Here is a 12,576-nt window from a genome sequence, read left to right as displayed (position 1 = left end):
GGCTAATCTCGCAAGGTGTGTAATCTTACTCAGGTAGCGCCTAGACTCAAGAAAAATCGACAATTAAGCTAGTATTATTAAGTATATGAAAAATATAGAGCACACATCAAAAATGCTTAAAAACAGAAGAAAGTTGCCAAGAGAACACGACAAGTTTTTTTCAATGCATGATACTTATCAATGTTTTGGGTTGGTTTGTGTTTATTGGTGCGCTGTTAGTGTTTCATGATGCCCGCCCTGAATTTATTTCAGGGGTGCAAGCATTTTTGGGGGTAGAAGGGCGTCAAGAGTGGTCTAAAACGCTCACTATATATTTAGTTGCTCTGTTGTCACTGTGTGTGTTTATCAGTGTGACGGTATTAATCATGAAACGTAGACGAAACCGCCGTGACAAAGATCATTTTGGTATTAATGGTTATATTCTGATGGTGACCGCTGTATCGAGCTTAATTATTTTATATTTTGATTTTCAGCGCGCTTTATTATAAGTGCATCACATTATAAGCGCACCTCATTATAAAAGGTTTGAATCATTTAAGTTGCTTGGTAATTGTCCTTGGGTAGGCAGTAATTAATTTGCTATTACTTTTAAGCCATTAAAATCGAAAAATGATTTGAAAGTGATGCACATGTTAAAAATTAGCTGATGATGTTTTTCAGCTAATGAATGAAAATGTGTCATTCATGCTGTGTCGATATCTTATTATTGAGAATGATATTGAGCATCAATTTTTTCATGTTTTGTTTGAAATTTACTATATCCCATGTTCTTCATCAAGTTGTTAAGCTCTTATTTTAATTGATGTTTTATCTTAAATTAGGTCTATGTAATGCCTCACTGTATTATCGAATATTCTAAAACTTTAGAAAATAAGCTATCTATTAAAGAGTTAGTGAGTTTGGTGCACGGCAGCGTATTTGCATCAGAATTATTCGATGAGTCGTCGATCAAAACGCGGGCTATTGAATTTACTCATTATCAAACAGGCTTATCCGACTCACCTTTTATTCATATTACTTTAAAAATACTACAAGGTAGGGATCATCAACAGAAAAAAGACCTTACAAAATTAGTATCGGATAAGGTCAGTGAGTTTTTACAGCCACCGGTTTCTCTGACTATTGAAGTCGTGGATATCGAGAAAGTGAGTTACAAAAAGCGAGTGATTGAGTGACACAACTCGAAAAACTTTGAACAGTGTTAGCACTGTTCAAAATAATTACGGTGTTCGTAATTTCTGTTTAAATATTTGGCCACTGTCTTCCCTTGGGAGATCGTGATGTATATCCAGGTTTATAGGAAATTTGAAACGGGTTAGGTTGCCATCTAAAAATTCATGAATTTGCTCAAAAGTGACATTTTTTTTGGCTGACATTGCACCGCAGCCACTACCATTTCGCCAAACTCAGGGTGTGGTGCGCCAAAAATAGCACAGTCAACTATGTCACTCATTTGAATTAATATCGACTCTATTTCGAGTGGGAATATGCTCGCTCCACCTGAAGTAATCATATCCTTTTGACGGTCATTAATAAACAAATAGCCATCGTTGTCTAAAAATCCTATGTCACCTACTGAAGTATAGTTTTGATAAGTATATTCGCTGCTATCGCCGTCAAAATTGGTGTAATCAAATTTACCAAACATAGGCAAGTCGACATAAATTAGTCCTGATTGGTGCGGGCCTAATTCTTGTTTGTTTTCATCCAATATTTTGATGGTGCCACCTGGGACTACCTTGCCTACAGAGCCTGGTTTCTGTAATGCCTCAGAGGATGATACTAACGTCATAAATCCAATTTCACTGGCTCCATATGATTCATAAAATATTGGACCAAACCAGTCTATCATGGCGGTTTTAATATCTGCGGGACAAGCTGAACCAGTGGAAAGGGCGTATTTCAGGGAGCTCAAATCATATTGTTCACGCACAGATTTTGGTAGCTTTAACAACCTAATCATCATGGTTGGCACTATATAAATATGAGTGATTTTATATTGGTTTATGGCGGAGAGAAAGTGTTCAGGATCAAACTTAGTAGACATATAAATATTTACATCTGATGCTGCAAGTCTGCACAGACTTTATGTATTGGGAGCGCTGTGATGAATAGGCGCAGCAACATAAAATCTGTCGTTTGCGGTTAATTGCATTAATGATTTAGACAGCCCTTGGTACACCGCATATCTATCCGTAATGCTGTCTAGTGTCTTACGTTTAATCCCCTTCGGTCTGCCGGTACTGCCCGAAGTATAGGCGAACATGCCTCTAAAAGGTTTGTGTTGTGTGCCGATTTCTTCGGCTGATTGCAATGCCAACTCAAGCTCTAAAGCGGTATCAGCTGTTTTGCTGCATCAGCCAACATCGAGGTGATAACTTTTTGTAACTTCTGGTGGTGTAGGGAAGGTAGCAATCAATATTTCGGGAGCATTTGTTCATCAAACTGGTGAACTAAGTCTTTATGTGCAATGAGTACTTTTGCGCCTGAGTCTTCCATAATATGCTGAATTTCAGTCGCGACCGAATGCCAGTTTAGAGGCACAAAGTAACTGCCTAAGTATCGACAGGCTTGGATAACTTCTAGGTATCTAACATCGTTACGCATTAATACAGCAATAGTATCGCCTTCCACCACACCTTGTATTTGTAAAACAGCGGCTAGTTTTTTTGAGCTGCTTTCAAAGTCAGATCTATCTGTTAATCTGCCGTTTAAATACAAATTTCCAAGCATTTATCACTCCATATTTAGGGTTGTTATAGTCTATGCTGTTACCGGTGAAATTTATAAATTGATGGTCTAAGTGGTTATGTACACATCCATACTAATATTAAATAATAGTATTACGACATCTTTTTATGATTAGCTAAAATAAGCGTAACATATACATTTTGGTAAGTACCAACCCATACCAGAAACTGGTTGAAGTGACTTCAGAACTTTTCTTGCAGTGGTAATTTATATGATTAAATATAATATTAGTTTGTTAGTTGACCTAAGATATAGGATTGAAAATGGATGAAAAACTTCGGCTGTTGATAGAGCTAGGTGCTGGGAAATGTGAACAGCTAAATGTTTCAGTTATTCCCCACCTTGAAGGTACAAGGTGTCTATTGAAGGTACAAGGTGTCTATTGAAGGCGTGGAACGCATCAGAAATATTGCAACAAGCTGGGTTATATCATGCTGCTTATAGTAATTCTGCTTCAGGACAGAACATATTTGAGTTATCACAAAGAGCAGAGGTGGCAGTTGTTATTGGAACTGAAGTAGAAAATATCATTTACCACTATTTTGCTTGTGACAGAGATGCTTTTTATTCTCAGTTTGGGCTCACAGACAATCCCATATTTTATGACTGGGTAACTTCTAAACAAACAGCTATATCTTTTGAGTTGGTTCGCCAGTTATGTGAACTAACCGCCGCTAACGCAGCTGTTCTTGCTATCAATAATCCAGAATTTGTTGCTAACAATAGTACTAAACTAGCGGACTTGTTTAGTCGAATGCAAGGGTTTTAAAGCGACAGTGCTAAGCGAAAAATTGAATATGTTTTTGCATGACCATTTTAAAATTTACGTGTTTTGTTTTGGATTTTTGTCCTAAATTGATAGCTGTCCATGCAGCCTTACCAGATAACATGCCAAGCGATACCACAACGATTTCATGCAATCATATCGAAGCAGAAAAAATTAGTTACTTAGAGAGAGCTGAGTGCTTTTTAACCAAGCTAATTGACTGTACTGAAGGCGTTTTTTCTAAAGTCAAATTGGTATTGTTAAATACGCTAGGAGTAGGAACTACAGCATGATTCTGGTCGCTAAGGCAGATATAATTGTGTTAAGCATCAATGGGTGTCGCCATGTATTAATTCTCTTGTTAACCCATATGCTAAATATTTTGAGTGGCTAGTCTATAAATAAGATTGCATGTAAATTCTTGATGTTTTGATATAATAAAAAAAATACTCTATTAAATTTCAATAAATTGATAAAAAAAGTCATGGATAAATTAGATCGTGAAATACTTAGATTATTGCAAAAAGATGCCACCCAATCAGTGGCCGACATTGCAGAACAAATAGGTTTAAGCACTACACCTTGTTGGAGACGTATTCAGTCTCTTGAAAAACAAGGCATCATTGATAAACGTGTCGTTTTACTTAACCCTGAAAAAATTGGATTAGGTATGACGGTATTTGTGCAAGTTAAAGCGGCGAAGCATGACTCTATTTGGCTAAAAACGTTTGCCGATCACGCTGCAAACATTGAGCAAATTGTTGAATTTTATCGAATGAGTGGTGAATATGATTATATGCTCAAAGTAGTAGTAGCAGACATGCAAGCCTTTGATGTATTTTATAAGAGATTGGTAGGCGGTGTAGATTTGTCTGATGTGACATCGAGCTTCGCGATGGAACAAATTAAATATACTACTGCTTTGCCTCTATAAGCGCTTAAAAACAGGCTTTTAAAACTAACCAAATAAAAAACGTGTCATCATAATAAGGTTCGTGTATGCATTGGTATTCCATTTTACCCCCCATTATTGCCATCATTATTGTATTTTGGCGCAAAGAAGTCATTTTAGCTTTGGTTGCAGCAATATTGTCTGCTGAGTGGTTACTCGCTTATCAAAATAAAACCGAAGTATTATTTACCGGCACAATTGGTTCAATCGAACGGGTGATTGAAATTGTGGTTTCGGCGAGCAATAGTCGTATTTTGTTATTTAGCCTATTAATTGGGGCCATGTTAGCTTACATGCGTTATTCAGGTGGGGTAACTGCCACAGTTGAACTATTGATCAACAAAGGGGTGGCTAAAAGTAAAAAACAGGTGGGTTTACTCACAATGTTTACCGGTACTGTTGTGTTTATTGAATCCAATCTCAGCGTACTGGCCTCCGGTATTTTAGCCCGAGGTTTATTCGACAAATTTAAAATGAGCCGCGCTAGGCTGGCTTATGTTATCGATAGTACCAGTGCGCCTATTTGCATTCTTATTCTGCTTAATGGATGGGGAGCATTTATCTTAGCCCTGTTGAGTAACTATGAATTCGAACAAAGTGCTGTATCAATTTTATGGGGGACGATACCTCTTAATTTTTATGCGATTATTGCCTTGGTCTTAGTGTTGTATACGATATTGGCTGACAAAGTTCATGGGCCGATGAAAGACGCTGAGCATGAGTTAGCCAAGCTGGAGGGGGAGCAAGTTCCTGTTCAACCTACAAAAGCACGTTTTATGTTACTACCTTTGGCCAGTATGATTTTGGCCATGATTGGCTTTATGTTGTGGACTGGAAACGGCGACTTAGCTAGCGGAGATGGTAGCAAATCTGTTCTTTACGCAACGGTGTTTGCCTGTTTTGTAGCCTATATTTTATTACTCAGTTCAAAACAATTCTCTCACAAAGAATTGGTCGATACGGGCTTTAAAGGTATGGGTGAAATATTACCTTTAGTGACGATAGTCTTGTTTTCTTTGACACTAGGCGCGAGTTTAAAGGAACTCGGAACGGGGATTTTTGTGGCTGGTATGGTGGGGGATTATCTGCCTATTAGTTTGATTGTACCTGTATTGTTTTTAGCAGGGGGAATGATGTCATTTAGCACAGGCACTTCTTGGGGGACTTTTGCAATACTCATTCCGATTGGGGTCCCATTGATCCAAACACTAGGATTACCCCCATCACTGGTAATAGCCGCTATTTTAGGAGGAGGTGTATTTGGTGATCATTGTTCACCTATCTCTGACACTACCGCTGTATCTTCTATCGCATCGGGTTGTGATTTATTGACCCATGTGCGCACACAAATGCCTTATGCGCTGTTCGGCGGCGTCTTGGCATTTCTTGGATATTTTATCGCCAGTTTAATAATGATTTAAACATTAAGGAAAAAATGATGCCTCTCGGGACAACACCAAATAAATTTATGGGCCACGTTTTTCTTTTGCTTATCAGTATGTGCCTATTTGCATGTACTGAGCAGGTTGACGAGGCACAACTCTTATCTACACCCACAGTGAGGCAAGCTGCAGTAGCTATGCCTGATAGTTATAGTGCAGATGTAGCCAAAGATATTTTACAAAAAGGCGGTAACGCGGTCGATGCTGCCATTGCTGCGCAATTTGTTTTAGCCGTTACCCTACCAGAAGCTGGCAATATTGGCGGAGGTGGCTTTATGCTGGTTTACAAAGATAAAAAAAGTGATTTTATCGATTATCGCGAACAAGCACCTTTGTCCTCTCACAGGGATATGTATTTGGATGAGAACGGTGACGTCATCCCTTATCAGTCGGTCATTGGTATTTTAGCATCCGGGGTACCGGGCACTGTAGCAGGAATGTGGTTAGCCCACGAAAAATATGGCAGTTTACCTTGGAAAGAATTAGTAGAACCTGCCTTTAACCTGGCAGAGCAGGGATTTAAGGTTCACCCCAAGCTTGCACAATCTATTGAAAGGTATATCGCTAGACTGGAAAAACGTGGTTTTGACGTTAACTTCAAAGACTATTTTGCAGGCGCAAAAGCGGATCAGCTGTTTAAACAATTAGAATTGGCAGATACCTTAAAACGTATTCGTGATCAGGGAAGAGACGGATTTTATAAAGGACAAACGGCAAAAATCATCAGTGATTTTATGCGCAAAGAAAAGGGCTTGGTAACAGAACAAGATTTATTGTCTTATGAGGCTAAGTCTCGTACGCCTATTAGTTCTAATTGGCGAGAATATCAATTACTTACATCGCCACCGCCCAGCTCTGGTGGTATCGCTATTATACAATGGCTAAAAATGTATGACTTAATAACCCGCGATCAACAGAAACTCACCCACAACTCTGCGGCATATTTACATTTACTTGCAGAAATTGGCAAACGTGTATTTGCTGATCGTGCTGAATACCTAGGTGATCCTGACTTTGTAGAAGTACCTGTTGTAAGTTTAATTAGTGATGAATATATCGCGATGCGCAGCCAAACGATATTAAGAGATTCAATTTCAGTGACTGAATTGGTAAAACCTGGGCTGAAAGAAAGCGAACAAACTACGCATTTTTCAATTATGGATAAATGGGGCAATGCTGTATCGAATACCACCACAATTAATCTTGGGTATGGCAGTGGCGTGGTAGTCGAGGGCGCAGGATTTTTATTAAACGATGAAATGGATGACTTTAGTTCTAAACCTGGAGTAGCCAATGTATTTGGTGCAGTAGGCGGCCAAGCTAACGAAATTCAACCAAAAAAACGTATGTTATCTTCTATGACTCCAAGCATGGTGTTAAAAGACGGTGAAGTAAGCTTTGTGACCGGTTCACCTGGCGGAACCACCATTATAAGTTCGGTCTATCTGTCTATTTTAAATGCCTTGGAGTTTTCTATGAGTGCTGAAGATGTAGTCAATAAACCTAGGTTTCATCATCAACTATTACCCAAAGATGTTATTCGTTACCATGACGGAGTTGATCCTGCTGTTATTTCTGAATTAGAACAAATGGGCTACATCATGAGTAAGCGACGTTTTGGAGATATGCAGGTCATTTTAAATCATGAAGGCAAAATTGATGCTGCTTCAGAAGGTAATGGGCGTGGAAAATCTATAGTGTTTTAAGTTCCTAATATCCACTTGTGACGGGGTAATTAGTATTTCGAAATAACGCAAAATTTAGTTAAATTAATCAATGATTGGCTTTTTATTCACTGCGAAATTTTATGCTGCGTCTAAGTAGTTGAAAGTGTTGGTTATTAAATTTTGGCTTTAGACTTGCTCTCAATAAATAAAATATATACAAATTTGTTTATATGTTATTTATTAAATGGAGCAGGGAATGTCTAACAAAACCTTATTTTGGGTCGTATTTTTTACTTTATCGTGTTGTGAGTTTGGGCAGTTTGTTTACTCAAGTAATACATTAGTTCATGTTAAGGCATGTAAATTTACTGGAATAAGTTTGCATGATGATGCACACCAAGCTTTGGATGCGGGCCTTGTGTCTAATGACAACTCAACAAGCTATTTATTACCCAGATAATATTTATGCTTTAGCTTATTTTGAATTAAGTCACTTATTTTATCCGTTTCACACTAATTTGGCTGGATAAAAACACCGGTAACATTTATGGTTAACGGATATGAAATATATGCAAAATAACCATTTACCCCCTATTTTAAAAGCCACATTTTTTGGCTTTTTTTTTGTTGCCTATTCACAATTTGTTTTAGCTGAAAATGTCGATGACTTTATTCAACGTATTCAAGTGGCTACCTATAATTGTCCTGATGATGAATTTATGCCGCAAGTAGACGAATATTTAAAGCAGCGCAATGTTTTACCAGAGCAACTTATCAAGTTAAATGTGCACAAAGCGCATTGGTTAATCTGTGTTGGCAAAAATGATAAAGCGCAATTTATGCTTGAAAACCTCCTATTAGAGCCTGAAATAGACGAAAACTCTCAGAGTTATGCCAGTATGCATTATCAATTAGGTTTTATTTTTGATGTGCAGGAAAAACCTGAAAGATGTGATTATTATCGCCAATCTGAACAACTGGCTAAAGGCAGATTTAGTGATGTTTATTTGAGCTCGCAACTCGGACTCATCACTGTTTGTGAGCAAGGTAACCAAGATATAGGGGTTAAACTTGGGCGTTTGTTTGCCTTGCTTAAATCCTATTCTGAAGGGCGTGATTTAGAATCCTTAGCGCATATCCATAACAACATTGGCTTGTTGTATGGCAAAATAGGTCAGCGAGCGCTTGCTGCTGAGCAGTATAAAAAAAGCTTATGAAATTGGTTTAAATGTCTATGAAGAAAAAAACCAACTTGCACCTTTGATCAGTTTAATCACAGCTTACACTGGCAGTGGTGATTACGAGAACGCTAATTTGATGATTGAGGAGTTGGGTAGGCGCAACTTAAAAGTGAATACACCCTTAACCAATAGTTGGTATCACTTTGCCCAAAGTCGTCAAGCTTATCGCACTGACGACTATGAGTTTTTGCGCAAGAGTTTGCGAAGTTGGAGGGTTTTCCTAGAGCAAATTTTCGACCCCACTATGCAGATGTTATATGACTGGTATGTTGCTGCCTTATGTTTACATGATGAAGATAGAATTTGTGTCAGTGATTTTTTACAAAAACAAAAGGATACGGCTTCATCTATGCCCGCTCGCCTGTCTAAACATCTGTATTACAATGCTTTCTTGGTGAAAGCTTACTTGTTTTTTGGGGATGTTGAAGCTGCGAAACTTAGTTTTGATGACTATTCTTCTATTTCGCTAGATAAGATTAAAAAACAACAGAATTCTGCACGTGTTCTGGGCGTGGCTAACCTGCAAAATGAGGTTATTGGCCTAGAAACGAGCTTAGCTGAATCTGAAGAGCAGCGTTTGCAGATCATTTTACTAGTGTTAATGACTACCTTAGGTTTAATCGGTGTGGGCTATTTAACTTGGGGGAGGGGATATCTTCTTAAGTTAGCCACGGATCCTCTTACAGGGTTATCTAATGAACATTCAGTAGTCGCTAAAATTAAAAAAGTCAAAGTACCTAAAGATGAAAAAGTAAACGCACTGGCGCTGTTTGATGTGAGTAATTTTACTACTATCAACGCAGAGTATGGTTACAAGGCGGGTGAATTGGCGTTGCAACACGTCGCTGAATGTTTTAAGCAGGTAACCAGAGAAAAAGACATTGTTGGCCGTGTTGGTGCAGATCAATTTATTGTTTGTTTAGTTAATATTGAAGATATGGTTGCCAAAGAGTTGCTCTCAAGAATTCAAAAAGCCCTAACCGATGTTAGCTTTAAAGTTGGTAACGGGGATAAGGTGGAAGTTCACTCCAATATGCATTTGTATAGCTCGGTCAACAGTCTTGCTGATGCCGATGACCTATTAGCTGAAATTCGCAATGTATTGCGCAAGTCATGATATTTTTTTCACCCCCAACATCTATATTTTTGTAGCTTCTTAACCATGAAACTGTTGTTACCCCTTAAATATTATGATGATGCTGGTCGAGTGAAGCCGGCTGTGGCTTTATACCTTTGTATCGGGTTTTTATCCAGAAGCCTGATGATATTGATTGGTTCAGTGTCGGTTCGAGAAAACAGTGACCAGTTGTTAGCACTGTTTTATCCTGAAAAACGCTATCTGTATATTTGCCTCGCTATCGCATTTCCGGCTTTTTTGGCGCTACTGTTATTAGGGTTTAGAGAAAAAATTTGGCATGCCGATAAATGTTGGATGTTTTCATGTATCAAACCATTTCTAATTTTATCTGTGTTAGCTGATTTAGGCTTACATGTCATGCTGGCTAATATTGAACATTGGCAATTCTCATGGCTAATTGCCATTACATTATTACTTGATTCATTAGTTTTTTACTTTTTAATCAAAGATAAACACACCCAAATGATGTTGTTGGACTGGAAAAAATCGAGCCAGATATCGCCAGAAGTAAAACCATAAGCATCAAGTTTTGGGGCTTTTTTTTACTGTATATTGTTAGCCAGTGCTTGGTCGAAATAACTTCTAACACTTATCTGACTATCATTTACTAAACGTTGGTAACAAATACCAGCAAACGCATAAGTACTGCCTGCATAGTTCAATACTACATAAGGTGCATTCGGATCTGATTCATCGTAAGTCCAATTTCCACCCACTTTATTGCGAAAAATCTCACCGACATAAGCACCGTAGATATTACAAATGGTAAATACTGCGTTATCTTCTAGTGCTTGATCTTTATATCTGCCTAACCAGCTTAAAATGACATCATCGACCACATCAATGCTTTGCTCAGAACCATCTAAGGTAAGATTGAACTCTTGTTCAGTAGTGGTTACCGCGTTTTGCGAGCTGTCTATCATTAAATCTGTTAGTTCTGCCGATGTCATTTGCATATTTTGTCTCTTTGGGTCATTAATAAGGTTATTGTGTTGCTTATAAGGTGATTTGTCGATTAGACAATAATATCGTTGCAGTAAACCTTGATTTGCTTCGTTGATCTGTTGACTGCTGTTTTCGTAATAGCTAGTTAACAAAACCATAGGCGTTTTTATTTTTGAAGTATTCTTTTGTTTTACCATTATCAGCGCTCATTGCACTGTGTTTGTTATCAGTTTTAGTGACTTACGAGGTTATCCCTTCAGGATTAGACCTGTTGCAAGGCCTAAAAACAAATTTTGATGATTACTTTTATTTACTTATTTTGTTTATTATTTTATTAGAATCTGTTGTCTATGTTGGGTTTTACTTTCCCGGTCAGTTCTTTGCTGTGGTGTTGGTTGTATTATCTAAACCTGAGCCTCAAGATATACTCTTTTTAACCTTAGCAATGGTGGTTGCAGCAACATTGGGCTCTTGTATTAACTATCTTTTAGGTAGAAATTTTGGTGATGACAAACAACATCAGTCAAATTTATCAGTAAAAAGTTTGTTGGTGGCCATGATACATATTAATTCTTTGGCATTTTTTATGTTCAGCCAAGGTGCAAATCACAAATCAGCAAAGGTAGTCCTTTGGGCAGGGTTGCTTAACTTACCCTATTATTTACTGCTTATTTGGGGGACATCAGTACTAAGTGAACAGGTCATGCAAATGGCAGAAAATACTTGGTTTTTAGTTATTGCGGTGAGTATCTGGTTGAGCGTCGCTTTATTCTTAGATTTTAAAAAGTTTAAAACGACAAGTGATCGTCTCTAATCTGATTTATTATGTTTACTGATTAGCTTTTCTATTACCCTTGCCGCGGCGACAAATCCAAATGTAGCGGTGACGGCTACGGCCGCGCCCAAGCCATTATTACAGTCTAATTTGACACTTTCATCTGTGAGGGATTTCTTAGAGCCAACACTACCATCAGGCTGCGGGTATCGAAGTTGCTCAGTAGAGTAAACACAATCAACTCCAAAACGGCGTTTGGGATTGGTACTGAAATTATAAAATCTGCGGAGTTCTGAACGTAACTTTGCTGCTAATGGGTCTTGAATTGTTTTACTCAGATCCGTTACTGCCACTTGCGTTGGATCAATTTGTCCACCGGCTCCACCAATGGTAATAATCGGAATTTTATTGCGTTTGCAATATGCTACCATCGCCGTCTTAGCTTTAATGCTATCGGTAGCGTCTACTACATAATCGTATGCGTTATTCAGTAATTCTGAAACGTTATCCGGTGTCACAAAGTCTTCAATTTGACTGACTCGACATGCTGGATTAATCTGCATAATTCGCTGAGCCATGGCCTCTACTTTTGGTTCACCCACCGTATTCTGTAGTGCATGGATTTGTCGGTTGGTGTTGGTGACACATATATCATCTAAATCAATCAAAGTGATCTGCCCAAGAGCAGTCCTTGCCAACCCTTCCGCCACCCAAGAACCCACGCCTCCAATGCCAACCACACATACATGTGATTGCTGTAAAACATCTGTTCCTGACACGCCATAAAGGCGCTCAGTGCCACCAAAACGCTGTTTTGTTAGTTGCTGCTGTTCCATAAACTCATATCAATAAAACCTATCCGAGCAAGATTATATCAGTGGCATGACGGATAACCCAAT

The 12,576-nt window shown here is 38.3% G+C and carries 16 protein-coding genes and 1 pseudogene; 12 read left to right on the top strand and 5 right to left on the bottom strand.

Features of this window, described 5'->3' with window-relative positions; genetic code table 11:
- The first annotated feature begins 167 nt into the window (after positions 1–167).
- Positions 168–488, top strand: coding sequence for a hypothetical protein (locus C427_RS14655; RefSeq protein WP_007635233.1), 321 nt, complete (start codon positions 168–170; stop codon positions 486–488).
- 342 nt (positions 489–830) lie between these two features.
- Entirely contained in the window at positions 831–1,175 is a 345-nt protein-coding gene (locus tag C427_RS14650; protein ID WP_007635231.1) for a 5-carboxymethyl-2-hydroxymuconate Delta-isomerase, read from the top strand.
- Positions 1,176–1,327: 152 nt separating this feature from the next.
- Here C427_RS14650 and C427_RS27655 read toward each other — a convergent pair whose 3' ends face one another.
- The 3 genes and pseudogenes from C427_RS27655 to C427_RS25045 form a co-directional block, all read right to left on the bottom strand.
- On the bottom strand, positions 1,328–1,453 hold the full coding sequence (locus tag C427_RS27655; protein ID WP_236613786.1) for a hypothetical protein: 126 nt from the start codon (positions 1,451–1,453) through the stop codon (positions 1,328–1,330).
- Between the two features lie 261 nt (positions 1,454–1,714).
- A pseudogene (locus C427_RS14645) lies at positions 1,715–2,266 on the bottom strand (AMP-binding protein); the annotation flags it as partial.
- Between the two features lie 149 nt (positions 2,267–2,415).
- On the bottom strand, positions 2,416–2,733 hold the full coding sequence (locus tag C427_RS25045; RefSeq protein ID WP_015431007.1) for an AMP-binding protein: 318 nt from the start codon (positions 2,731–2,733) through the stop codon (positions 2,416–2,418).
- Between the two features lie 281 nt (positions 2,734–3,014).
- On the opposite strand from C427_RS25045, the gene C427_RS28235 reads away from it, so the two are divergent.
- From C427_RS28235 to C427_RS14605, 9 genes are all read left to right on the top strand, one after another.
- Positions 3,015–3,137 (top strand): hypothetical protein, encoded by a 123-nt coding sequence (locus C427_RS28235; RefSeq protein ID WP_007635229.1) that lies wholly within the window; start codon positions 3,015–3,017, stop codon positions 3,135–3,137.
- Entirely contained in the window at positions 3,134–3,520 is a 387-nt protein-coding gene (locus C427_RS14640) for a DUF6817 domain-containing protein (RefSeq protein ID WP_007635227.1), read from the top strand. The genes C427_RS28235 and C427_RS14640 overlap by 4 nt, the downstream gene beginning before the upstream one ends.
- Positions 3,521–4,001: 481 nt before the next feature.
- Positions 4,002–4,451 (top strand): Lrp/AsnC family transcriptional regulator, encoded by a 450-nt coding sequence (locus tag C427_RS14630; RefSeq protein WP_007635218.1) that lies wholly within the window; start codon positions 4,002–4,004, stop codon positions 4,449–4,451.
- A 65-nt stretch (positions 4,452–4,516) separates the two neighbouring features.
- On the top strand, positions 4,517–5,890 hold the full coding sequence (locus C427_RS14625) for a Na+/H+ antiporter NhaC family protein (protein ID WP_007635216.1): 1,374 nt from the start codon (positions 4,517–4,519) through the stop codon (positions 5,888–5,890).
- 77 nt (positions 5,891–5,967) lie between these two features.
- Positions 5,968–7,617, top strand: a complete 1,650-nt coding sequence (ggt, locus tag C427_RS14620; RefSeq protein ID WP_407636110.1) for a gamma-glutamyltransferase — start codon at positions 5,968–5,970, stop codon at positions 7,615–7,617.
- A 217-nt stretch (positions 7,618–7,834) separates the two neighbouring features.
- Positions 7,835–8,038 carry a hypothetical protein gene (locus tag C427_RS14615; RefSeq protein WP_007635214.1) on the top strand — a complete coding sequence of 68 codons (204 nt, stop codon included), beginning with the start codon at positions 7,835–7,837 and terminating at the stop codon, positions 8,036–8,038.
- Between the two features lie 100 nt (positions 8,039–8,138).
- Complete coding sequence (locus C427_RS27650) at positions 8,139–8,795, top strand: hypothetical protein (RefSeq protein WP_051075193.1); 657 nt, start codon at positions 8,139–8,141, stop codon at positions 8,793–8,795.
- Entirely contained in the window at positions 8,764–9,936 is a 1,173-nt protein-coding gene (locus C427_RS14610; protein ID WP_015431004.1) for a GGDEF domain-containing protein, read from the top strand. Before C427_RS27650 ends, C427_RS14610 begins: the two co-directional genes overlap by 32 nt.
- A gap of 45 nt (positions 9,937–9,981) precedes the next feature.
- Entirely contained in the window at positions 9,982–10,476 is a 495-nt protein-coding gene (locus tag C427_RS14605; protein ID WP_007635211.1) for a DUF2919 domain-containing protein, read from the top strand.
- 23 nt (positions 10,477–10,499) lie between these two features.
- Here the strand turns inward: C427_RS14605 and C427_RS14600 are convergent, their stop codons facing one another.
- Entirely contained in the window at positions 10,500–10,913 is a 414-nt protein-coding gene (locus C427_RS14600) for a hypothetical protein (RefSeq protein ID WP_034898642.1), read from the bottom strand.
- A gap of 161 nt (positions 10,914–11,074) precedes the next feature.
- On the opposite strand from C427_RS14600, the gene C427_RS14595 reads away from it, so the two are divergent.
- Positions 11,075–11,716: a hypothetical protein gene (locus C427_RS14595; RefSeq protein WP_007635209.1), complete on the top strand. Its 642-nt coding sequence runs from the start codon at positions 11,075–11,077 to the stop codon at positions 11,714–11,716.
- Here C427_RS14595 and tcdA read toward each other — a convergent pair.
- Positions 11,713–12,513: a tRNA cyclic N6-threonylcarbamoyladenosine(37) synthase TcdA gene (gene tcdA / locus C427_RS14590; RefSeq protein ID WP_007635208.1), complete on the bottom strand. Its 801-nt coding sequence runs from the start codon at positions 12,511–12,513 to the stop codon at positions 11,713–11,715. The two genes, C427_RS14595 and tcdA, sit on opposite strands and share 4 nt — an antisense overlap.
- Positions 12,514–12,576 lie beyond the last annotated feature (63 nt).

Source organism: Paraglaciecola psychrophila 170 (assembly GCF_000347635.1).
GTDB lineage: Bacteria > Pseudomonadota > Gammaproteobacteria > Enterobacterales > Alteromonadaceae > Paraglaciecola > Paraglaciecola psychrophila.
The sequence above is the reverse complement of the archived record's forward strand: the minus strand, read 5'-3'. Positions and strand labels throughout refer to the sequence as shown.

Coding starts and splice junctions, on each gene's coding strand:
- C427_RS14655 (WP_007635233.1), top strand. CDS start 168: ATGATACTTATCAATGTTTTGGGTTGGTTTGTGTTTATTGGTGCGCTG.
- C427_RS14650 (WP_007635231.1), top strand. CDS start 831: ATGCCTCACTGTATTATCGAATATTCTAAAACTTTAGAAAATAAGCTA.
- C427_RS27655 (WP_236613786.1), bottom strand. CDS start 1,453: ATGAGTGACATAGTTGACTGTGCTATTTTTGGCGCACCACACCCTGAG.
- C427_RS25045 (WP_015431007.1), bottom strand. CDS start 2,733: ATGCTTGGAAATTTGTATTTAAACGGCAGATTAACAGATAGATCTGAC.
- C427_RS28235 (WP_007635229.1), top strand. CDS start 3,015: ATGGATGAAAAACTTCGGCTGTTGATAGAGCTAGGTGCTGGGAAATGT.
- C427_RS14630 (WP_007635218.1), top strand. CDS start 4,002: ATGGATAAATTAGATCGTGAAATACTTAGATTATTGCAAAAAGATGCC.
- C427_RS14625 (WP_007635216.1), top strand. CDS start 4,517: ATGCATTGGTATTCCATTTTACCCCCCATTATTGCCATCATTATTGTA.
- ggt (WP_407636110.1), top strand. CDS start 5,968: ATGTGCCTATTTGCATGTACTGAGCAGGTTGACGAGGCACAACTCTTA.
- C427_RS14615 (WP_007635214.1), top strand. CDS start 7,835: ATGTCTAACAAAACCTTATTTTGGGTCGTATTTTTTACTTTATCGTGT.
- C427_RS27650 (WP_051075193.1), top strand. CDS start 8,139: ATGAAATATATGCAAAATAACCATTTACCCCCTATTTTAAAAGCCACA.
- C427_RS14605 (WP_007635211.1), top strand. CDS start 9,982: ATGAAACTGTTGTTACCCCTTAAATATTATGATGATGCTGGTCGAGTG.
- C427_RS14600 (WP_034898642.1), bottom strand. CDS start 10,913: ATGCAAATGACATCGGCAGAACTAACAGATTTAATGATAGACAGCTCG.
- tcdA (WP_007635208.1), bottom strand. CDS start 12,513: ATGGAACAGCAGCAACTAACAAAACAGCGTTTTGGTGGCACTGAGCGC.